This is a genomic window from Halomonas sp. I5-271120 (assembly GCF_030553075.1).
Classification (GTDB): domain Bacteria; phylum Pseudomonadota; class Gammaproteobacteria; order Pseudomonadales; family Halomonadaceae; genus Onishia; species Onishia taeanensis_A.
The window spans coordinates 3,060,165-3,081,986 of sequence record NZ_CP130701.1; the positions used below are offsets into that span (position 1 = coordinate 3,060,165).

The 21,822-nt window shown below is 64.5% G+C and carries 18 protein-coding genes; 6 read left to right on the forward strand and 12 right to left on the reverse strand.

All coding sequences use genetic code 11. The features are described from left to right. Positions 1-29: 29 nt before the first annotated feature. Complete coding sequence (locus Q2K57_RS13735; RefSeq protein ID WP_304525410.1) at positions 30-1,490, forward strand: NAD-dependent succinate-semialdehyde dehydrogenase; 1,461 nt, start codon at positions 30-32, stop codon at positions 1,488-1,490. Positions 1,491-1,690: 200 nt separating this feature from the next. Here the strand turns inward: Q2K57_RS13735 and purH are convergent, their stop codons facing one another. The 7 genes from purH to dsbD form a co-directional block, all read right to left on the reverse strand. Further along, positions 1,691-3,277, reverse strand: a complete 1,587-nt coding sequence (purH, locus tag Q2K57_RS13740; protein ID WP_304525411.1) for a bifunctional phosphoribosylaminoimidazolecarboxamide formyltransferase/IMP cyclohydrolase — start codon at positions 3,275-3,277, stop codon at positions 1,691-1,693. 74 nt (positions 3,278-3,351) lie between these two features. Then, positions 3,352-3,693 carry a DNA-binding transcriptional regulator Fis gene (gene fis / locus Q2K57_RS13745; RefSeq protein ID WP_258395862.1) on the reverse strand — a complete coding sequence of 114 codons (342 nt, stop codon included), beginning with the start codon at positions 3,691-3,693 and terminating at the stop codon, positions 3,352-3,354. Beyond that, positions 3,690-4,724, reverse strand: a complete 1,035-nt coding sequence (dusB, locus tag Q2K57_RS13750; protein WP_304525412.1) for a tRNA dihydrouridine synthase DusB — start codon at positions 4,722-4,724, stop codon at positions 3,690-3,692. Before dusB ends, fis begins: the two co-directional genes overlap by 4 nt. Positions 4,725-4,821: 97 nt before the next feature. Continuing rightward, positions 4,822-5,736 (reverse strand): 50S ribosomal protein L11 methyltransferase, encoded by a 915-nt coding sequence (gene prmA, locus Q2K57_RS13755; RefSeq protein WP_304525413.1) that lies wholly within the window; start codon positions 5,734-5,736, stop codon positions 4,822-4,824. Positions 5,737-5,894: 158 nt separating this feature from the next. Continuing rightward, positions 5,895-7,235 (reverse strand): acetyl-CoA carboxylase biotin carboxylase subunit, encoded by a 1,341-nt coding sequence (gene accC / locus Q2K57_RS13760; protein WP_112053142.1) that lies wholly within the window; start codon positions 7,233-7,235, stop codon positions 5,895-5,897. Positions 7,236-7,281: 46 nt separating this feature from the next. Then, positions 7,282-7,734, reverse strand: a complete 453-nt coding sequence (gene accB / locus Q2K57_RS13765; protein WP_304525414.1) for an acetyl-CoA carboxylase biotin carboxyl carrier protein — start codon at positions 7,732-7,734, stop codon at positions 7,282-7,284. A gap of 195 nt (positions 7,735-7,929) precedes the next feature. Then, positions 7,930-9,819 (reverse strand): protein-disulfide reductase DsbD, encoded by a 1,890-nt coding sequence (gene dsbD / locus Q2K57_RS13770; RefSeq protein WP_304525415.1) that lies wholly within the window; start codon positions 9,817-9,819, stop codon positions 7,930-7,932. A gap of 264 nt (positions 9,820-10,083) precedes the next feature. On the opposite strand from dsbD, the gene Q2K57_RS13775 reads away from it, so the two are divergent. Continuing rightward, entirely contained in the window at positions 10,084-11,442 is a 1,359-nt protein-coding gene (locus Q2K57_RS13775) for a DUF2333 family protein (RefSeq protein ID WP_304525416.1), read from the forward strand. Positions 11,443-11,754: 312 nt separating this feature from the next. On the opposite strand, the gene ppa is transcribed toward Q2K57_RS13775, so the two are convergent. Then, entirely contained in the window at positions 11,755-12,285 is a 531-nt protein-coding gene (gene ppa / locus Q2K57_RS13780) for an inorganic diphosphatase (protein ID WP_112053138.1), read from the reverse strand. A gap of 254 nt (positions 12,286-12,539) precedes the next feature. Here ppa and Q2K57_RS13785 point away from each other — a divergent pair, with 254 nt between their 5' ends. After that, entirely contained in the window at positions 12,540-14,180 is a 1,641-nt protein-coding gene (locus Q2K57_RS13785) for a bifunctional protein-serine/threonine kinase/phosphatase (protein WP_304526708.1), read from the forward strand. A 235-nt stretch (positions 14,181-14,415) separates the two neighbouring features. Here Q2K57_RS13785 and Q2K57_RS13790 read toward each other — a convergent pair whose 3' ends face one another. Next, a complete protein-coding gene (locus Q2K57_RS13790; RefSeq protein ID WP_304525417.1) occupies positions 14,416-15,675 on the reverse strand; it encodes a 6-phosphofructokinase in 1,260 nt (419 codons plus the stop codon). A 169-nt stretch (positions 15,676-15,844) separates the two neighbouring features. Here Q2K57_RS13790 and mpl point away from each other — a divergent pair, with 169 nt between their 5' ends. Genes mpl through Q2K57_RS13805 form a run of 3 tightly spaced genes read left to right on the forward strand, consistent with a single transcriptional unit; the run spans position 15,845 to position 18,523 of the window. After that, on the forward strand, positions 15,845-17,233 hold the full coding sequence (gene mpl, locus Q2K57_RS13795; RefSeq protein ID WP_304525418.1) for a UDP-N-acetylmuramate:L-alanyl-gamma-D-glutamyl-meso-diaminopimelate ligase: 1,389 nt from the start codon (positions 15,845-15,847) through the stop codon (positions 17,231-17,233). Then, the gene (locus tag Q2K57_RS13800; RefSeq protein ID WP_304525419.1) at positions 17,226-17,873 is read left to right on the forward strand and encodes a flavin prenyltransferase UbiX; all 648 of its coding nucleotides are present in this window, start codon (positions 17,226-17,228) and stop codon (positions 17,871-17,873) included. The genes mpl and Q2K57_RS13800 overlap by 8 nt, the downstream gene beginning before the upstream one ends. A gap of 26 nt (positions 17,874-17,899) precedes the next feature. Beyond that, positions 17,900-18,523, forward strand: a complete 624-nt coding sequence (locus Q2K57_RS13805) for a LysE family translocator (RefSeq protein WP_181462994.1) — start codon at positions 17,900-17,902, stop codon at positions 18,521-18,523. A gap of 71 nt (positions 18,524-18,594) precedes the next feature. Here the strand turns inward: Q2K57_RS13805 and Q2K57_RS13810 are convergent, their stop codons facing one another. Genes Q2K57_RS13810 through Q2K57_RS13820 form a run of 3 tightly spaced genes read right to left on the reverse strand, consistent with a single transcriptional unit; the run spans position 18,595 to position 21,762 of the window. Continuing rightward, positions 18,595-19,998, reverse strand: a complete 1,404-nt coding sequence (locus Q2K57_RS13810) for a bifunctional DedA family/phosphatase PAP2 family protein (RefSeq protein ID WP_112053134.1) — start codon at positions 19,996-19,998, stop codon at positions 18,595-18,597. After that, on the reverse strand, positions 19,995-20,936 hold the full coding sequence (locus Q2K57_RS13815) for a diguanylate cyclase domain-containing protein (RefSeq protein ID WP_112053133.1): 942 nt from the start codon (positions 20,934-20,936) through the stop codon (positions 19,995-19,997). The genes Q2K57_RS13810 and Q2K57_RS13815 overlap by 4 nt, the downstream gene beginning before the upstream one ends. A 4-nt stretch (positions 20,937-20,940) precedes the next feature. Further along, complete coding sequence (locus Q2K57_RS13820) at positions 20,941-21,762, reverse strand: hypothetical protein (protein WP_304525420.1); 822 nt, start codon at positions 21,760-21,762, stop codon at positions 20,941-20,943. Between the last annotated feature and the right edge of the window lie 60 nt (positions 21,763-21,822).

Below are 21,822 nucleotides of genomic sequence, written 5' to 3' on the forward strand. Positions count from 1 at the left end.
CCCGCCGCTTCACAGGAAGGAGAATTCCCATGGAAAATCTGCAAGACAACCCGCTGTTTCGCCCCTTCGCCTATATAGACGGCAGTTGGGTCGCTGCTGACAGCGGCGAGCAGATCGAGGTGCTCAATCCGGCCACGGGTGAGGTGATTGGCCAAGTGCCGCGCCTGGGTCGGGACGAGACCGGACGGGCTATCGCTGCCGCCGAGTCTGCCTTCCCCGCCTGGCGTGCGCTGACGGCGCTTGAGCGTGCCGACATCCTCATGAAGTGGCACGATCTGATGCACGAGCACCAGCAGGAACTGGCGCAGATCATGACCCTCGAGCAGGGCAAGCCGCTCAAGGAAGCCGCCGGTGAAATCGCCTATGCGGCGAGCTTCTTGCGCTGGTTCGCCGAGCAGGCGCGGCGCGTTTATGGCGAGACCATTCCTGCGGCCAACGCCAACCAGCGAGTCGTGGTCACCAAGTCACCGATCGGGGTGGTCGGGGCCATTACGCCCTGGAACTTCCCGGCGGCGATGATCACCCGCAAGGCCGGTGCCTCGCTTGCTGCCGGCTGCCCGATCGTGGTCAAGCCGGCCAGCCAGACACCGTTCTCGGCTACCGCCATGGCGCTGCTGGCCGAGCGTGCGGGTGTGCCGCGCGGTATCTTCAATGTGGTGCCGGGGCAGGCCAGTGCGATTGCGGCCGCCATGACGGAGTCACCGGTGGTGCGCAAGATCACCTTCACCGGCTCTACCGAAGTCGGCCGCCAGCTGATGGCGCAGGCCTCACAGAACATCCAGAAGCTGTCGCTGGAGCTGGGTGGCAACGCGCCCTTCATCGTCTTCGAGGGCGCGGATCTGGACGCCGCCGTTGACGGTGCCATGGCCGCCAAATTCCGCAACGCCGGTCAGACCTGCGTATGCACCAACCGCTTCCTGGTGCAGTCCAGCGTCGTCAATGCCTTCTGCGAGAAGCTGGCCGCAGCCATGAACTCAGAACTGCATGTCGGTGACGGCACCCATGAAGGCATCAACATCGGCCCGCTGATCGACGAGAAGGCGGTGACCAAGGTCAGCGAACACGTCCAGGACGCCGTCGACAATGGCGCCCATGTGCTGCTCGGCGGCCATCCGCATCCGTTGGGCGGCAGCTTCTTCACGCCGACGCTGGTCAACGGCGTTACCCCCAGCATGCGAGTGGCCAAGGAAGAAACCTTTGGCCCGCTGGCGGCGGTCTTCTCCTTCGATGATGAAGAGGATGCCGTGGGTATGGCCAATGACACCGAGTTCGGGCTGGCGGCGTACTTTTACAGCCGCGATCTGGGGCAGGTGTGGCGTGTCTCTGAGGCGCTGGAATATGGCATGGTCGGTATCAACACCGGTGCGATCTCCAATGCCGCTGCCCCCTTCGGTGGGGTCAAGGCCTCGGGTCTTGGCCGCGAGGGCGGCCATCAGGGCATCGAGGAATTCCTCGAGACCAAGTACCTGTGCATCGACCTGGGGCAGTGAGCCTCGACGGTTAAGCGCCGCCTAGGCCTTGCCTGGACTGAACCCCATCGCCTTCAGGGCGGTGGGGTTTTTTGTGGCGTGTGGGTAGGACAGATGCTGAAAGCAAAACACCCCACCGAGCACGCTCGGCGGGGTGTTTTATTGGCAAGGTCAAGAAAACGGCTGGATGCCTGGCCGAGGTCCAGCGTTATTCGGTCCGCTTAATGGCGGAAGTGACGCATGCCGGTGAACACCATGGCGATGCCGGCCTCGTTGGCCGCTTCGATCACTTCGGCATCACGCATCGAACCGCCTGGCTGAATCACCGCGGTAATCCCGGCGGCGGCAGCGGCGTCGATGCCATCGCGGAACGGGAAGAAGGCGTCACTGGCCATCACCGAGCCGGGCACCGAGAGGCCTTCGTCGGACGCCTTGATGCCGGCGATCTTGGCCGAGTAGACGCGACTCATCTGGCCGGCGCCCACGCCGATGGTCTGGCCCTGCTGGGCATAGACGATGGCGTTGGACTTGACGTGCTTGGCGACCTTCCAGGCAAAGGCCAGGTCACGCAGTTCCTGCTCGCTGGGAGCGCGTTCGGTGACCACCTTGAGCTCATCGCGACCGACCATGCCCAGGTCGCGGTCCTGCACCAGCAAACCGCCGGTGACACGCTTGAAGTCGTGGGCCGGGTGGCGTTCGCCGGGCCAATGGGCGGCCACGTCGAGCAGGCGGACGTTCTTCTTCTCGGCAACGATGGTGACTGCTTCGTCGCTGACGCCCGGGGCGATGATCACTTCGACGAACTGACGGTCGATAATCGCGCGGGCGGTCTCGGCATCCAGCGGCACGTTGAAGGCGATGATGCCGCCGAAGGCGCTGGTCGGGTCGGTGGCGAAGGCCTTCTCGTAGGCTTCGAGCGCCGTCTCGCCGACGGCCACACCGCAGGGGTTGGCGTGCTTGACGATCACGCAGGCGGTGTCGGTGTAGGCCTTGACGCATTCGAAGGCGGCGTCGGTGTCGGCGACGTTGTTGAACGACAGCGCCTTGCCCTGCAGCGAGGTGGCGGTGGCGACACTGGCTTCGCTGGCATCGTCCTCGACGTAGAAGGCGGCCTGCTGATGCGGATTCTCGCCGTAACGCATGTCCTGTTTCTTGACGAACTGGGTGTTGTAGGTGCGCGGCAGGCCGTCGGCGCCACCTTCGACCTTGGTGCCCAGGTAGTTGGCGATGGCACCGTCGTAGCGGGCGGTGTGCTCGAAGGCCTTGACCGCCAGGTCGAAGCGGGTGGTGTCGCTTACGGCGCCGTTCTGTTCGGCGATTTCGGCGAGCACTCGCGGATAGTCGCCGGCGTCGACCACGATGCTGGTGTGGGCGTGGTTCTTGGCGCAGGCGCGCACCATGGTCGGGCCGCCGATATCGATGTTCTCGATGGCGTCTTCGAGGGTACAGCCCGGGCGGGCCACGGTCTGGGCGAACGGGTAGAGGTTGACCACCACCATATCGATCGGCGCGATATCGTGCTCGGCCATCACGGCGTCATCCTGGCCGCGGCGACCGAGAATGCCGCCGTGGATCTTGGGATGCAGGGTCTTGACTCGGCCATCCATGATCTCCGGGAAACCGGTATGCTCGGATACCTCGGTGACGGCGACGCCCTCTTCCTTGAGCAGGCGGAAGGTGCCGCCGGTGGAGAGCAGTTCGACGTCGTGGGCGACGAGGCCCTTGGCAAACTCGACGATGCCTGTCTTGTCGGAGACGCTGATCAGGGCGCGGCGTACCGGCAGCGGTGAAGGGGCTTGATTGGCCATGGGCGGACTACCATTCGTTGCGTTAAAGGAGGGAGAAACGGCCAAGGGCGCCGCTAGGGCGCCCTTGAGGGGAATCAGATCAGTGCATACTGCTTGAGCTTCTTGCGCAGGGTGCCGCGGTTGAGGCCGAGCATCTCGGCGGCGCGGGTCTGGTTGCCATTGGCGTGCTCCATCACCGTGGCCAGCAGCGGCGCCTCGACTTCGGCCATGACCATGGCATAGAGGTCGGTCACCACGCCGCCGTCGAGGTGGTCGAAGTAGCGGCGCATGGCAGCATCGACCGCTTCGCGCAGCGGCTGTTCCTGATGATGGGGGGCACTTGCCAGGGCGGCACCGCGTTCGATGGCGGTGAGGCTCAAGGCGTCCTGGCCGGTGGCCATGAGATCGTCGGGCGTTGTCGCTTGCCTACTGGTCATGCTGCACTGGTTCCATCTGTTGTCAGGGTCCGTGGCGAGCCTTCGGCGCCGTGACAAAACAGTTCGTCCACGAAATGAAGTTGATCCCGGGCGCTCTCCAGGATGTTGAAACGGGCCCGGTGGGCTTTGAGTTCGTCGGCCGGGCAGTGCCAGGCCAGATACCATCCCAGGTGCTTGCGCGCGATGCGTACGCCCATGTGTTCCCCATAGAAGTCGTGCAGGGCGTTGAGGTGCCCTTGCATCACTCGGCGACGCTCGTCCCGAGAGGGGGCGGGCAGTATCGTGCCGTGGCGCAGATAATGGTCAGTTTCCTGGAAAATCCAGGGATTGCCCTGTGCGCCACGCCCGATCATCACCGCATCCGCACCAGTATAGTCGAGGACGGCGGCTGCCTTGGCCGGAGAATCGATATCACCATTGGCGAATATCGGCATCGACACAGCATCCTTGATGGCGGCGATGGTGTCGTACTCGGCATAGCCGCTGTAACGCTGTTGGCGATGGCGACCGTGTACGGCGAGGGCCTGGATACCGGCGGCTTCGGCGAGCTTGGCGACCCGCACGCCGTTGTTGCTGTCGGCACACCAGCCGGTGCGAATCTTCAGCGTCACCGGGATGTCGACGGCGGCGACCACGGCGTCGAGAATCTCGGCCACCAGCGCCTCGTCGCGCAGCAGCGCCGAGCCTGCGGCCTTGTTGCAGACCTTCTTCGCCGGACAGCCCATGTTGATATCGATGATCTCGGCGCCCTGGTCGGCGTTGAGGCGCGCTGCTTCGGCGAGCATCTCGGCATCGCCGCCGGCGATCTGCACGCTGCGCGGCCCCGGCTCTCCGCTATGATCGAGCCTCAGGCGCGACTTGCGTGTATGCCAGAGGGCGGGATCGGCGGTAACCATCTCGGAGACCACTAGGCCAGCGCCCAACTGCCGGCAGAGCTGGCGGAAGGGGCGGTCGGTGACGCCGGCCATGGGGGCCAGGATCACGCGATTGGTCAAGCGGTGCCGACCGATGGCGGGAAGGCTAGCGGACATGGGCGTCACGGGGTTGCTCGAACAGGGGGGCATATCATACCCATCGACCGGCGTCGGGTGAAGGTGAAAATGCGCCTTTGCCGAGCCGGTCGTGGCGTCAGCCGCCGATGCGGTACCCTTCAAGGCGAACCCAGCCCTCGCGTTCCTCGGGTTCGGCCATGCTAAGTCCTTGGGCCAGATAGGCTTCCAGTACCTCGTCGGCCTGATGGGCGAGGATGCCCGAGAGGGCCAGGCGACCACCGGGGGCGACGTGCCCGGCGATGGTGGGTGCCAGTTCGATTAGCGGGCCGGCCAGGATGTTGGCGACGACGATCGGGTAGCGGTCGGCGCTGAGCTGCTCGGGGTAGTAGAGCGCCAGCCGGTCGGCTTCGACCTCGTTGCGCTCGGCGTTGTCTCGGCTGGCGGTGAGGGCCTGAGGGTCGATATCGCTGCCGGTGGCCCGCAGAGCGCCGAGCTTGAGGGCAGCGATCGCCAGGATGCCCGAGCCGCAGCCCACGTCGAGTACCTCGCGGCCATCCAGCTCGCCGGCAACCGCCAGGCCATCGAGCCATTCGAGGCACAGGGCGGTGGTGGGGTGGGTGCCGGTGCCGAAGGCCAGACCCGGGTCGAGTCGCAGGTTGACGGCGTCCGCGTCTGGCGCCTCCTGCCAGCTCGGCACGATCCACAGGCGGCTGCCCATCTTCAGCGGGGCGAAGCCGTCCATCCATTCGCGCTCCCAGTCGCGATCGGCCAGCAGCTCATACTCGATCTCGGGGCACGGCTCGTCGGGGACCTCGGCGGCCCAGGCCGCGCGGACCTGATCCAGCATGGCGTCGATGCCTTCCAGGTCGTCATAGAGCCCGGTCAGGACCGTCTCGTCCCACAGTGGCGTGGTACCCCGGTCGGGTTCGAAAACGGGGTCGTCGTGGGCGTCCTGCAGCGTAATGGCGCTGGCGCCCTCGGCGAGCAGCAGCTCCTCGAGAATCTCGGCCTGAGCCGGGGCGATGCGAGCCTTGAGTTGTAACCAGGGCATGGCGTCGGTCTCTCGTTAAAAATCTCGGTGAAAAACGCCAGCGGGGCGGCATAGGCCGCCCCGCTGAGGGGAAATCGCTCGACACACCTGTCGTTAATACCTGTCGGTGACCCCCGGGGTGAGCTGATCGTCACGTCGTCCCAGGTTCGCGTTCAGGTTCAGGACTCGAGTTTTTTCTCCAAGTAGTGGATGTTGACCCCGCCCTGCTGGAAATAGCCGTCGCGGACCAGATCCTTCTGCAGGTCGATGTTGGTCTTGATGCCTTCCACCAGCAGCTCGTCCAGCGCGTTGCGCATGCGCGTCAGGGCATTCTCGCGATTCTTGCCCCAGGTGATCAGCTTGCCAATCAGGGAGTCGTAGTGGGGCGGCACCGAGTAGCCGGTGTAGAGGTGCGAGTCCATGCGCACGCCGAGGCCGCCCGGCGCGTGATAGAGGGTGACCTTGCCCGGCGACGGCATGAAGGTGCGCGCATCCTCGGCGTTGATGCGGCACTCGAAGGCATGACCGTTGAGGACGATGTCCTCCTGGCGAACCGACAGCGGCAGGCCTGAGGCGATGAGCAGCTGTTCCTTGACGATGTCGATGCCGGTGACCATTTCGGTGACCGGGTGCTCGACCTGCACGCGAGTGTTCATCTCGATGAAGAAGAACTCGCCATTCTCGTACAGGAATTCGAAGGTGCCGGCGCCACGGTAGCCGATTTCGATGCAGGCATCGGTACAGGCCTTGAGGACCTGAGCGCGGGCTTCAGGGTCGAGCCCAGGTGCCGGCGCTTCCTCCAGTACCTTCTGATGGCGGCGCTGCAGCGAGCAGTCGCGGTCATAGAGGTGCACGGCATTGCCCTGGCCGTCGGCGAGTACCTGCACCTCGACGTGGCGAGGCTGCTCCAGGTACTTCTCCATGTACACGGTGCCGTCGCCGAAGGCGGCATTGGCCTCGTTCTGAGTCACGCTGATCGAGGAGAGCAGGTGAGCTTCGCTGTGCACCACGCGCATGCCGCGCCCGCCGCCGCCTGAGGCCGCCTTGATGATGACCGGATAGCCGATGCGGCGAGCCACCGCCATCGCTTCTTCCGGGTCCTCGGGTACCGCGCCGTCGGAGCCGGGAACCGTCGGTACGCCGGCCTTCATCATCGCCTCGATGGCGCTGACCTTGTCACCCATCAGGCGAATGGTGTCGGCGCGCGGGCCGATGAAGGTGAAACCGGAGCGCTCGACCTGCTCGGCGAAGTTGGCATTCTCGGAGAGGAAACCATAGCCCGGATGAATGGCATCCGCGTCGGTGACTTCCGCGGCACTGATCAGCGCCGGGATGTTCAGGTAGGACTTCGCCGAGGAGGCCGGGCCAATGCACACCGCTTCGTCCGCCAGGCGCACATGCATCAGTTCACGGTCGGCCTGGGAATGCACCGCCACGGTCTTGATGCCCAGCTCTTTGCAGGCACGCAGGATGCGCAGGGCTATCTCGCCACGATTGGCGATGAGTACCTTGTCCAACATCTTGTATCCGCCCAGGTTGGAATGGAAAGAGGAGGTGAGAATGGCCTTAGCCGATGACCAGCATGGGCTGGTCGTATTCCACCGGTTCGCCGTCTTCGGCCAGGATGGCTTCGATGACGCCGTCCTTGTCCGCTTCGATCTGGTTCATCATCTTCATGGCTTCGACGATGCAGATCGTTTCCCCTTTCTTGACGCTCTGACCGACTTCGACGAACGCCTTGGAGCCCGGTGCCGGAGCGCGATAGAACGTGCCGACCATCGGCGAATTCACGGTATGGCCGGTGGGCTCGGCCGGGGCGGCTGGCTCTGCCGATGCCGCAGGCGCTGCCGGAGCGGCAGCGGGTGCCGCCGGGGCTGCAGCGGCCGGGGCCGGCTGATAGGCCACGCCGTTGGGGTGACGGCTGATACGAACCGACTCTTCGCCTTCCTGAATCTCGATTTCGCTGATGTTGGATTCTTCCAGCAGCTCGATCAGCTTCTTGACCTTGCGGATATCCATGAGTCTGTCTCGATCGGGTGATAAGGGGTGGGTCTGGTGGGCAGGTTGCTCCGGCTCAGGGCGCTGTCAACCTGCTCAAACTTTGTCTAGATCACGGCATGATGTTGCACGATGCCGCTGATAATCGCCTCTGGACGGCGTGTCGGCGGAGTGTGCCGAAAAAAACGGGTCATGTCCAGTGACGGTCGGAGCCACTCAGGCTGAGTGCCCGGCGGGCCCATCGCGCTTGGCAAACCATTCCAGCAAGGCGCTCAGGTGATCGGCAAAGGGAGCGGCTTCCACTTCACCTTGAATGCGGGCATCTCTGATTTCCTTGCCGGCGTTAAAGAACAGCAGGCTGGGTGGCCCAAACAGCTCGAAGCGCTCGAGCAGGGCGCGGCTTTCAGCGTTGCTCTCGGTCACATCGACGCGAATGCGATAAAAGTCGTCGAGCCGTGCCGCCACCTGCGGGTCGGGGAAAACGTCGCGCTCCATGATCTTGCAGGATATGCACCAGTCGGCACTGACGTCGACGAAGGCCGGTTGGCCGCTGCGAGCGGCACGGTCGAGTTCGGCGTTGAGCCCCGCGAGCCCCGTGACCGTGGTGAAGCGTGGCGAGGCAGCGGGTTGGCTGACGCTGGTGGCGGCAGTGTTGGTTTGCCAGGCCAGCGGACGTAGCGGGTCCTCGGCGCCGCCGGCCGCTCCGACGACCAGAGTGAGCCCCCAGGCCAGCAGCATAAGCCCCCCGGCCTGACCCAGCCGAGCAAGCCCCTTGGGATGATCGAAGCGCAGGGCGCCCAGCGCCAGGGCGCTGCCAATGGCCAGCGCACCCCACAGCAGCAGCGTCAGCGGCCCCGGCAGCAGGCGCTCAACCAGCCAGATCGCAATGCCCAGCAAGAGCACGCCGAAGGCGGACTTGACGTGCTGCATCCAGGCGCCGCTGCGGGGAAGCAGCGTGGCCCCGAAGGTGCCGACGATCAGCAGCGGTACGCCCATGCCCAGCGCCAGGGCGAGCAGGCCCAGCCCACCCATGGCGGCATCGCCGGTAGATGAGATAAACACCAGAGCACCGGCCAGGGGGGCCGAGACGCAGGGCGAGACCACCAGTACCGATAGGGCGCCGGCCAGCGCCAGTCCCAGCGGGCCGCTCTGCTGAGCGCGGTCCTGCCAGGCGTCGAGGCGCTGGGTGAGCCTCGCGGGCAGCCGCAGCTGGAAGACACTGAACATGGCCAGTGCGAACACCACGAACAGCGCGGCGAAGGGAATCAAGACCGCCGGAGACTGCAGGCGTGCCTGGAGATTGAGCCCTGCACCGAACAGTCCCATCAGCACGCCGACGCCGGCATAGGTCAGCGCCATGCCGGTGACGTAGCTGCCGGACAGCGCGAAAGCGCGCAGCCGCGAGGGCCGCTGGCCGACGATGATCGAGGCAAGGATCGGCATCATCGGCAGTACGCAGGGGGTAAAGGTCAGCCCCAGCCCGGCGAGGAAAAAGAGGCCCAGCACCAGTGCCGGGGAGGCATCCTGCAACAGGTTGCTGAACTGGCCGTCTTCGCTGGTCAGTGAGGACGCCTCAGGCGCCGTCTCGGCGGGCTCGATTGTATCCTCCTGTGGCGAAGAGGAGGGCGGTGCGAAGGCCGCCGGGGCGGAGCCTGGCAAGGCAGTCAGTTCAACCTGCTGCGGGGGATAGCAGAGCCCGGCTTCGGCGCAGCCCTGATAGTGCAGGGTGACGTCGATCGAGTCGGCGTCGCCTGGATCTTTGATAGGTACCGGGAAGGTGACGCGATCATGGAAGACATAGACCTCGCCGAGGAACTCATCCTTCTTGAAGGTGCCGGCAGGCAAGACGGGCTCGCCAAGCGTTACCTCGGAGCTGTCGGTGCTGATGCTCAGTCGGTGGCGATAGAGATAGTAGCCATCGGCGGCCTCGATGCCGACCATCAGACGGTCGCCGTCGATCCAGGCCTGAGGGCTGAAGGCTTCCTCTACCGGCAGGAAGTCGCCATTGCTGCCACCCGAGGGAAACAGCTGGGCCTGTACCGGAAGCGAAAAGGTCAGCAGCAGACCAAAGGCGAGAAACATGAACCGTGAGATCAACGTCAACATCCTTGCAGGTATTCGGAGCTTTTGGACAGGTAGAGAGTAAGGCGGCAAGTGTTTGAGTCAGGTATAACCCAAATATCACTCAGTTATCACCACAGCCGGAAGTCAGCGTTTGTCTGCGACCGAAACGCTCGACAGGAGTTCCTCGGTCGTGGAAACCTCTCAGGCATTCACCTGCTAGGATAACTCATACGCCTTGTCGGCTTCATGCCCAGCATGCGGCGGCAGTGCGTGCGAATCCCTTCCCAATCGCCAAGGACCTAGACGATGTCATTGTTCGGATCACGCAAGGCCCGCCCCACCCGGCCCACGGATATTCTGGAACGCCCCGACTACGGCTGGGTGTGGAAGCCGCTGCTGGGACTGGTCGTTGTCTATCTGGTCGTGACCCTGGCGCTGGGTGCCTGGTGGAGCCTGACGCCGGACGGTTTCGACGTGCAGCAGGCCAGTGCCGAGCAGCGTGGCCGGCTTGCGTCTGACGCTCCCGGCGCGGCGCCGCTTGATACCAGCCCGGCAGGGCGCGGGGCGGTGATCATAGCGACCCAGATGACGCTGCTCGATACGCTGCTCGACAAGCAGGGTGGCTATCTGCGTAACGACATGCTGCCGCCGGGACTATGGCTCGACAACATGCCTGCCTGGGAGCTTGGCGTGCTCAAGCAGGCCCGCGGTGAAGCGCATACTCTGGTGGAAAAGAGCGCCATGCAGCCGGGAGCGTTGAAAGAGGCCCAGGAGCGGCTGGACGGCGACAGCCAGGACTGGCTTTATCCTTCCACCGAACACCGCATAGCCAAGGCTCGCGATGCCTACGCAGTGGTGCTGGATGATCTCAATCAGCAGCGTGATGCACTGCCGGCTGAAGGCGATGTGCCGGCGTATTGGCTGTCGCGCGTGGCCCGGCGCCTGGATGAGCTGACCTACCGTCTGTCGGCCAGCGTCGCCGACCCAGAGGCCCTGCGCGAACTCGAGGTGGATGTCGATCAGTTGCCGGGCCGGACGCCCTGGTACCGGGTTGACGATATTTTCTTCGAGGCGCGCGGTCAGGCCTGGGCGCTGGAGCATCTGCTAGCCGCCATGGTCGCCGACTACGGTGACGTGATGGCCGCCGCCGATGCTGAACCTTTGGTGGAGCGCCTGCAGGCCGAGCTCAAGCAGGCTCAGCGGACACTGTGGAGCCCGGTGGTACTAAACGGTACGGGGTTTGGCATCTTTGCCAACCACTCGCTGATGATGGCCGCCTATACCCAGCGCGCCGCGAAGCTGGCCGAGGCGCTTTCCGGTCGTCTGGCGGGTGTCAGTGCGCCGGACGCCTCGCTGAATCAGTCGGCTGATCCGTCAGCGCAAGAGCCCATGGCCACTCAGGCCGGAGCCGAGACAGGTGCTCAGGCGGAAGCCCAGGCGGAAGCCCAGCCCCAGGCTCAAGATGAAACCAGCGCTTCGGCGGCCGACGAAGCAGCGTCGCCGGATGCAGAGGCCAAGGCGCCCGGCACCACACCCGACACGGCCGCTGCCGATGAATCACCGGCCGCTCCATCGTCTGGCAGTGACGAGGCGAGTGCCGGTGAGCCGTCTGCCGACTCGGCTGAGCCGGCGGTTGATGGGGCGGATACAAACGCGGATAGCTAGAAATCTGCAAGTCGCCAGGCAGTGAGCTATGTCATGTCAGAGAGGCGGTGTAGAAGCAATGCAGACGAGTGGCGGAAACGAGAGGTAACGAGAAGGTAATGACGAGAAGGCAATGACGAGAAGGTAATGAAAAGGGGCGCTCAATGAGCGCCCCTTCTGCGTTGTGCCCGATATTGCGGCAGGTGTTTCTGCTTTGCTGTTTACCTACTTACCGATATACCTACTTATCTATATACCGGCATACCTATTTATTACCTGGGGCCGTCGTCCACCGCTATGCGACTGGCGGGATCGGTTCAGGCTTTTTCGTATTCAGGCTTTTTCGTAGGCGGCAGCGGCCTTTTCGATCGCCTTGCGAGCGGCGTCGGCGCCGTCCCAGGACTCGACCTTGACCCACTTGCCCTTCTCGAGATCCTTGTAGTTCTCGAAGAAGTGAGCGATCTGCTGGCGCAGCAGCTCGGGCAGGTCGGTGACTTCCTGAATGTCGTCATACAGGGCAGTGAGCTTCTGGTGCGGCACGCAGACCAGCTTGGCATCTTCGCCGGCTTCGTCGGTCATGTTCAGGATGCCGACTGGGCGCGCGCGGATCACGCTACCAGGCTGCACTGGATAGGGGGTTACCACCAGTGCGTCCAGCGCATCGCCGTCGTCGGCCAGGGTGTCCGGGATATAGCCGTAGTTAGCCGGGTAGAACATCGGCGTGGCCATGAAACGGTCGACCAGCAGCGCATCGAGGTCCTTGTCGATTTCATACTTGATCGGCGCATGGTTGGCAGGAATCTCGATGGCGACGTAGATGTCGTTGGGGAGATCTTTGCCGGCGGGAATCTTGTCGAAGCTCATCGTCGCGTCCTTGGGTGGGCAGTAATCGTTGCCTGTAAAGTCTGGCGAATTATACGAACTGCGCGGCGCGATTACCAATGCGACGAAGGCCGTCATGGGCTCCGAGGGGGCCTCTGAATGTGTATGATAGGTCCAACCTCTATCAGGAGGGGGTATGGCCGCCGAATCAAGGAGACAGACAGGTGGATTCCGAGTTAGCGCTGAGCGTAGGGCAGGCCTTCGTGGCCCCGGAGCGTCGTCGTCACCGCAGTTCGATGTCAGTGCGTATTCCCGAGCCACGGTTGTTGGCGCTGAAGGGTGCCTGCGCGCTGATCAGCGACTCCAACTCGCGCAACGCGATTGCCCACCAGGCCGGCGAGCTCAGCGTGCGTGGCTTTCTTGCCGACTATATATCCACCCCCGAGCATTGGGATATCAAGACCTCGGCGACGCGGGTGCTAAGGGCGCTCAACGGCTGGTGTCACAGTCAGAGCGGCCATGTCAGTGGTGGCAGCTATGTCTGCTCGCTATCGGCGATGATCTATCGCGGCCGCGAGGCGCACCTCTTCCATATGGGCGATACGCTGGTCTTTCGCCTGCGCGGGGCCGAGTTCGAGCAGCTCTCCCGCGACCATGTGACGGACCTGGGCGGCTATCGTTATCCCTCCCGAGCCTTGGGCATGGATGGCAATCTGGATATCGATTACATCACCATGCCGCTGAAACAGGGCGATATCTTCCTGTTTACCACCCCGGCAGTGCGCGGCACCCTGATGCCTTCCGACTACGTTCAGCTGATCCGTCAGGATGCAAGTGACCTGGATGCCGCCTGCGAGCGCCTGGCCGCCACCGCGCTTGAGCGTGCCCAGGAGCGCGGCTACGGCGGCGAGCAGTTCTGTTTCCAGCTGGTGCGCATCGACCGACTCCCGGAAGACGTTACTGAGACCCCGGACAAGCTGTATGGCGATCTTCCGGTGCCGCCGGAGCTGAGCGTTGGGCAGCGCCTCGATGGTCTTGAGGTGCGTGACGTGCTGTCGCGCACTGCCCAGTCACGGGTCTACCGGGTCTTTGATCCGGTCAGTGGCCGGGAAATGGTCATGAAGGCGCCGAGTCCCGAGCTTTCCAGCCGCAATGCCTATCTCGAACACTTCCTGCTGCAGCAGTGGGTGGTCGAGCGAGTCAGGTCGCCCTTCGTCGCGCGCATCATGGAGCCTTCGCGGCCGCGCACCCACCTCTATTACCTGATGAATCTGGTCGAGGGGGAGCGGCTCTCCGATTGGGCGCGGCGCCACCCTCAAGCGAGCCTTTCTCAGCGGTTGGATATTGCTCGCCAGCTGGCCAAGGCGGTGCAGGCGCTGCATCGCCGTGATTTGCTGCATCAGCAGATTCACCCCGACAACGTGCTGGTGGATACCCACGGGCAGGTGGTGCTTGCTGATTTCAGCGCATGCCGGCTGCGGGAAGGCGACGGCCACAAGCATTCGCGGGAACTGGCGCGTCAGCTCGGCCTCACCGAACACAGTGCCCCGGAATACGCGCTGGATGATGATGTGGGGCGACGCAGCGATCAGTATGCCCTGGCCTCGACGGTCTACTGGCTGATCACCGGCGGGCTGCCCTACGATGTGCCGCCGCATCAGTTGCGAAGTCACACGGACCTTGAGCAGTTGAGCTACAAGAGTGCCTGCCTGCTGAATCCCGAGGTTCCTCAGGCGTTGGACGATGCCCTGCGCCGGGCCCTGGATCCGCAGCGAGCGCTGCGCTTCCGGCGCCTGTCGGAGCTGGTGGTCGCGCTGCGAGAGCCCCGCCGCAAGGGCGAGGCCGCCAAGGCTACGTCATCCGTCTCCACTCGCTTCTGGCAGGGGGCGGCGGGGCTGTTGCTGGCGCTGTTGGTGATCTCCTGGCTGATGCGCTAGGGCCGCCCACGCCGGTTACTGGTTTAAGTGCCGACAAACGACGTTAAGCGCCGACATAAGACTATGCAGACACGCGAAAACGCCCCGGCAATGAACTGACCCCCAATAGTTGGACGGTTCATTCAGCCGGGGCGTTTTCGTTGTGATCATCTGCTGCCGCCGGGCTATTGCTCGGCGGCAGCATCGCTCAGAGGCTGTCTTGTCGCTTAGCCGTCGGTGGCTTAGCCGTTTGTGCTTAGAGCGTAAAGGTCGGCAGCTTGCGTTCGACCCGTGCGAGCTTGAGGTGCGCCACCCGCGGCAGGCCGTTGTCGAACGGCGGGAAATCTTCACCCTGGATCAGCGGCGAGAGGTAGCGTCGGCAGGCCTCGGTGATGCCGAAGCCGTCCTCGCGGATGAAATCCTTGGGCATGAATTTCTCGCGATTGGCGATGTCGCTCAACGGCGCGGCACCGATTTCCCAGGCATAGGGTTCATCGCTGACCCGGTCGATGGTCGGCATCATGGCGTTTTCGCCGGCCACGGCAAGCTCCACTGCTTTCTCGCCGACGGCATAGGCCTGGTCGACGTCGGTCTTGGAGGCCAGGTGACGTGCGGCGCGCTGCAGATAGTCGGCGACCGCCCAGTGGTACTTGTAGCCCAGGTCCTGCTTGACCATGCCGGCCAGCGTCGGCGCCACGCCGCCCAGCTGGCGGTGGCCGAAGGCGTCGGTGTTGCCGGAGTCGGCCAGGAAGGTGCCGTCTTCATAGCGGGCGCCCTCGGAGACCACGATCACGCAGTAGCCGTAGTTCTTGACCGCCTCATCGACCCGCGCCATCACCGCCTTACGGTCGAAGGCAACCTCGGGGAAGATCACCAGGTGGGGCGGCTCGCCCTCGCCTTCGCCAGCCAGGGCGCCGGCCGCAGCGATCCAGCCGGCATGGCGGCCCATGACCTCGAGCACGAAGACCTTGGTGGAAGTGGCACACATCGAGGCGATATCCAGCGAGGCCTCGAGGGTCGAGGTGGCGATGTACTTGGCCACGCTGCCGAAGCCCGGCGAGTTGTCGGTAATCGGCAGGTCGTTATCGACGGTCTTGGGCACGTGGATAGCCGTCAGCGGGTAGCCGAGCTTTTCCGATAGCTGAGAGACCTTGAGGCAGGTGTCGGCACTGTCGCCGCCGCCGTTATAGAAGAAGTAGCGGATGTCGTGAGCCTTGAAGACCTCGATCAGCCGCTCGTACTGGGCGCGGTGAGTCTCGATGTCCTTGAGCTTGTAACGGCAGGAGCCGAAGGCGCCGCCCGGGGTGTGGCGCAGCGCGGCGATGGTCTCGTCGGACTCTTGAGAAACATCGATCAGATCTTCGGTCAGGGCGCCGATGATGCCGTTGTGGCCGGCGTAGACCTTGCCGATCTTGTCGTCGTGGCGACGGCACGCTTCAATCACGCCGCAGGCGCTGGCATTGATGACGGCGGTGACGCCACCGGACTGGGCATAGAAGGCGTTGTGCTGGGCCATGGGGCTGCTGAGCTCCTGGAAAGCGGGTCATCGAAGGGGCGAATTGTCAGGTCGCCATGTTAGCCCAAAGTGAGGCGACCTGCACCCGCCGGGCGCGCGTGCTGGCACCAGGATGGAGGCGGCGAGGGCGCCATGCTAGTCTGCCTGCCACCCTGGCAGGAGGCACTCGATGCACGTACATATCCTTGGAATCTGCGGCACCTTCATGGGCAGCCTGGCGCTGCTGGCCCGTGAGCTTGGCCACCGGGTCAGCGGCTCGGATGCCAACGTCTATCCGCCGATGAGCACTCAACTGGAGGCCGCGGGGATCACCCTCCAGGACGGCTACGGTGCAGCCAATCTCGCGCCGCGCCCGGACCTGGTGATCATCGGCAACGCCTTGTCCCGGGGCAACCCGGAAGTGGAGGCGGTGCTCGAGGCGAGGCTGCCCTACATCTCAGGCCCCCAGTGGCTCGCCGAGCATGTCTTGCCCGGAAGGCGGGTGATCGCCGTGGCCGGCACCCACGGCAAGACCACCACCGCGAGCCTGACGGCCTGGCTACTTGAGGCGGCGGGCCTCGAGCCTGGCTTTCTGATCGGTGGGGTGCCGCGCAATTTCGGCGTTTCGGCGCGTCTCGGTGGGGCGGGTGCGCCCTTCGTGGTGGAAGCCGATGAGTACGACACCGCCTTCTTCGACAAGCGCTCCAAGTTCGTGCACTACCGCCCCGAAATCGCGGTGCTCAACAACCTCGAGTATGACCACGCCGACATCTTTCCCGACCTTGCCGCCATCGAGCGCCAGTTTCATCATCTGGTGCGCATCGTACCCGGCGACGGTGCGCTGCTGGTTGCCGACGGCGAGCCGGCGCTGGAGCGCGTGTTGGAGCTGGGCGCCTGGACCCCGGTCAGTCGCTTCGGCACTGCGGCGACAAGCCCCTGGCGGCTGGAGCTCGAGCGGGAGGACGCCTCGCGCTTCCTCGTCATCCATGAGCAGGGCGAGGGCCCGGACGCAGCAAATGAAGACGCGGTGGTCGACTGGTCGCTGACCGGCGAATACAACGCCCGCAATGCCTTGGCCGCGCTGGCCGCCGCCCGTTGCCTCGGCGTCGGTCTTGCGGCGGGCGCAGCGGCATTGTCGCGCTTTGAGAGTCCGCGGCGGCGTCAGGAACTGCGCGGCGAGGTCGCGGGGATTCGCGTCATCGACGACTTCGCCCATCATCCTACTGCCATTGCCGCGACGCTTGGCGGCCTTAAGGCCGGCGGTGAAGGTCGTCTGCTGGCGGTGATCGAACCGCGCTCCAACACCATGCGGCTCGGCACCCTGCGTGCCCGCTTGGCCGAGAGTGTGGCCGCGGCCGATGCGGTCTGGTGGTACCAGCCGGCAGGGCTCGACTGGTCACTTGATGAGGTGGTCGCGGCGAGCCCCGTGCCCTCGCGGGTGGTCGATGATCTCGAGGCGCTGGTCGCCATGGTGGTGGCCGATGCCAGGCCGGGTGATCGCATCGTGGCGATGTCCAACGGCGGCTTCGGCGGTATTCATGAGCGGCTGCTTGCCGCCCTGGAGGTGGCTCATGGCTGATTCTCAACTATCACAGCAAGTATCCGCGGCAGAGAATTTCGCCTTTCCGGTCACCGTGGCGCTGACCGGTGCCTCAGGGGCCCAGTACGGTCTGCGCCTGATCGAGGCGCTGGTGGCGGCGAACCATCAAGTCTGGGTGATGATTTCCAAGGCTGCCCATCTGGTGATCGCCACCGAGACCGACATCAAGCTGCCGGCACAGCCCGAGCGGCTGACTGAAGCGCTGTCATCGCGCAGCGGGGCGCGCCCTGGGCAGATTCGCTGCTTTGCCCGGGAGGACTGGATGGCGCCGGTGGCCTCGGGCTCCGGGGCACCCTCGGCGATGGTGGTCTGTCCGTGCTCCACCGGGTCGCTTTCCGCGATTGCTTGCGGGGCCAGCAACAACTTGATCGAGCGGGCCGCAGACGTGGCCTTGAAGGAGCGCCGCACCCTGGTGCTGGTGCCCCGGGAGACGCCGTTTTCGGCGATCCATCTCGAGCACATGCTAAGCCTGACCCGCATGGGCGCAGTGATCCTGCCGGCGGCGCCGGGCTTCTATCATCAGCCCGCCAGCATCGACGATCTGATCGATTTTATCGTCGCCAGGATTCTCAATCAGTTAGGCATCGAGCATCGGCTGATGCCCCGCTGGGGCGAGTAGTCGGCGCGCAGATTCAGGGAGGAAACATGATTGCAGCGGTCGCTTTGTCGGTCTTCGTGCCGACTTTTTTCCTGGTGTCACTGACGCCGGGCATGTGCATGACCCTGGCGATGGTGCTGGGGATGACCCAGGGCGTTCGCCGTGCGCTATGGATGATGCTTGGCGAACTCACCGGCGTTGCTCTGGTGGCGGTGTCCGCCGGGGCGGGGGTGGCGACGCTGATGCTGGCTCAGCCGGCATTGTTTACCGCCTTCAAGTGGCTCGGTGGCGCCTATCTGGCCTACCTGGGCATCATGATGTGGCGCGAACGGGGGCGCATGGCGATCCCCGAGCTCTCCGGCGAGCAGCAGGCGGTCGGGCGCCGCACGCTGATGATGCAGGGATTCGTGACCGCGATTGCCAACCCCAAGGGCTGGGCCTTCTTCGTGGCACTGCTGCCGCCGTTTCTCGATGCCAGCCGCCCTTTGGCGTCGCAGCTCGTGGTGCTGGTGGCGATGATCCTGGCCATCGAGTTCGTCTGCCTGATGCTGTATGCCGTTGGCGGGCGCGGCGCAGGGCGGCTGCTAGGCAACGCCGGGCGCGTGCGGCTGCTCAATCGCCTGGCCGGCACGCTGATGATCGGTGTTGGTGCCTGGCTGGCACTGGGCTAGGAGGGTCGGGCCAGAAGTTTGGCTCGGAGGTTGGGCTAGACGTTTCGGTTCAGAGGTGCTCGAGGCGCGCCCTAGACCGGCGGCAGCCAGATAAGACGAATCACCAGCAGCGTCAGCGACGCCAGGGCGAGGCGAAGCCAAGGAGCGTCGTTCATTGGGCGGTGAGGCGTGCGATGATAGCTGATGTTGACCATGGCACAGCCCATCAGCCCAAGCAGTACGCCACCGACCAGGTCACTGGCCCAATGTACGTCTAGCACCAGCCGCGACAGCGCCATTGGCAGGCAGACGAGAATTGCCAGCCAGTAGGACATATGGCGGCGCTGGGAGGTGAGTTCTCGGGCGAAGAAGGCAGCCGCGAGGCCGAAGAGCAGCACCGACGTCGAGGTATGGGCGCTGGGGTAGGACGCGGAATCGGCCAGGTAGGCCGGGGTCTCGGGCCGGGCGCGGCCTATCAGGTGCTTGAGCAAGGTGTTGGCCATGGCCATGCCGGCAAGCCCTGCGGCCAAATGTATCAGGGTCGTCGTATGCCGCCTTGCCAGCAGCCACGCAGCCCAGGGCAGGCAGAGGGCAAGAATACCGACGACATCGCCGGTTTTGGCCATCCCCTCGGCCAACCGCGTCAGCCAGGGCGATCCGATGGCTGCCATCAGGGCGCGAATCTGTTCGTCCATGACCAGCGGCCCGTGGGACTCCAATACGGCCAGGGTCCACAGGCAGAGCCCGGTGGAGGACAGCACCAGCAGGCTTAGCGAGGCCAGCGGAATCTCGCCGTGAGGCTGAGAGCCGAGTCGCTGCCAGAGCCGGCGACTCCAGGGGCGCCCAAGGGCCATTCCGGCCAGTCGCCGGTAGAGCCAGCCCTCCTTGGCCAACTGATGGCGCAACCAGGAAAATGCCAGTGCCGCAAGGCCGGTGGCGACGGCGAGCAGGATTATCCACTTATCGCTGCCTGCAGGCAGGGCCAGCAGCTGTTTCCAGGTGCGCCCCAAGAGGTAACCCGGCAGCACATAGGTCGGGGCCCATACCAGCGCCGAGCCGATGTTGGCCCAGGCAAAGGTAAAGGGGCGCATATGCATCATGCCGGCGACCATCGGCACGACCGGACGCACCGGGCCGGCGAAGCGGCCGAATACCACTGACAGGGTGCCATGGCGCTGGAAGAAGCGCGCGCCGTGTGCAAGCCATTCCGGGTGACGTGAGAAGGGCCATAGCCTGGGCACGCGTTCGCGCTGGGTGTAGCCCAGGGCGAAACTCAGGGCATCTCCCGCCACCGCGCCCAAGAAGGCCGCCAGCAGTACCAGCGGGATCGCCAGCTGCTGATGACCCGCCAGCGAAGCGGCGGCCGTGATCAGGACCACGCCGGGCACGATCAGTCCGATGACCGCCAGGCTCTCCACCAGAGAAATGACGGCGATGCCCAATAGCAGTAACGGCGGTGAGGGTGTGAGCTGATACAGCCAGTCGACAAGGCTCATGGCGTGCTGTCCATCAGGGCGCGTTCCTTGATGCGTAGGCGCTGCTCGAAGGCCGGCAAGCTTTCGCCCGGGTGCAGGGTGCAGGCGACCACCATGGCGCTCAGGTGCCCGGTTTCGCTGATCGCGGTGTCATTGAGCGTTGTCAGCAGGCGGTTGCGTGTCATCAGCGCATCGTTTTCGTCGGTGCCGGGCAGCAGCATCCACAAGAGGGACTCGCCGGTGCGGCCGAGTGTATCGTCGAGCCGGCAGCTGCGGCGAGCCGCCTGGCAGAAGCGCTGCAGCAACTCCAAGCGCAGTCGAGCGCCGAACTGTTCGTGGGCCATTTCAAGCTGCGGCAGATGGATCACCAGTACGCTGAGACGGCGGCCGAGCGCGTTGGCGCGTTTGTGCTCCTGAGGCAGGCGCTCGGCGATCATGTCGCTGGATAGGGCGTCGCACTCGGGGTCATGGGGCGAGGTCAGTTTGTCCAGCGTCAGCTGACGCATCATTTCCCAGCGTGCCAGAGCGCCAACCAGGCTGACCGCCAGGTAGGAAAGGGACGCTATCAGAGACGGCCAGTTGCCGTTGAGCAGCAGCCAGACCGGGGCCATCAGCAAGTTGACGCATAGGGCATGCCGTGTAGATAGCAGCAGCGTGGTGAGTACCGGGGGAAAGCCCAGCCAGAGCATGGCAGGTGCCTCGCCGTGGCGCAGCAGCTCAGCGCACAGCAGATAGCTTGCCAGCAGGGTGATGATTGCCGCGGCACGCCGCGCGGAGGGCGTGCCCAGGCTCATCAGAGTGGCCGTCAGCAGGGCCATGCTCAGTGCCGCCGGCAGCAGGATGCGATCGAAGTGGCCCATCTGGTAATGCCACAGGGCCGCGCCAGCGGTCAGCAGAGTGACCCAGGCGTGGAAAAAGGTATAGAGCCCCGGGTGAGGCAAGCTGTCCAGGTGTTTCATGAGCCTACCCCTCTTCGATGATGATCAGTGGCTGGCGCTGATCTCGGAGAGCCTGATATTCGCTGGCCAGGGTCAGCGGTCGAGCCAGGGTGACAATCCGGCTGCGCAGCGGGGTGGGCATGTCATCCAACAGAGTCTTGCGCCGCTCGCGGGCCTGCTCGAGATCGCGGCTGATCAGCAGGGTGGCCAGGGTGCGGTTGTCGAGTTTGTAGCAGGCCTCGTAGTCGTTGAGGCGCTGGCTGAGCTTGCTCATCAGTGGCCAGAACTGCCGACCCTGGGTGCGTATAAGCACCAGCTCGGCGTATGAGCCTTCCCGTTCACTGCGCACGACTTCGCGAGGCAGGTCTTCACCCAGTTGATGAACCGACCACAGCCGGGCACCGGGGATCAGCCGTCGCCGCCGGCCGATCCGCAGCCAGGCAGATTGCACCTCTCGGGCGCGGGCGAGCCCCAATAGCATCAGGCCAACCAGCAACATGGCAATCAGCAGCGTCTGGCCTACGTCGAGGTCGGCTTGGACCTGCCAGACAGCGTAGCCCGCCAGCAGGCTATGCAGGATCATTAACCAGATAGGCTGCGGCAGCATCAGCAACAGCGCGAAGCACCACAGCCAGACGGTTTGATGCTCGGAATCGACATTGAACAGGCCTGCCAGCAAAAAACTGGGAAGCAGCTGCCAAGGGACGCTGGACGGCCAGCGTACGCTGCACTTCAGCGTCAGCGACGAGCCTGTCAGCCACAGGCCTGCGAGCACCAGTAACATGCCGCTGGGCAGCATGGGTGCCGACAGGGCGAGCATAATGAGAAGGAGGGCGCATCCCAGCATGGCCGCTTGCAGTGGGCCGACTTTGTACTTGCTTCCCATGGGCCTTATATTGTTTCCCTT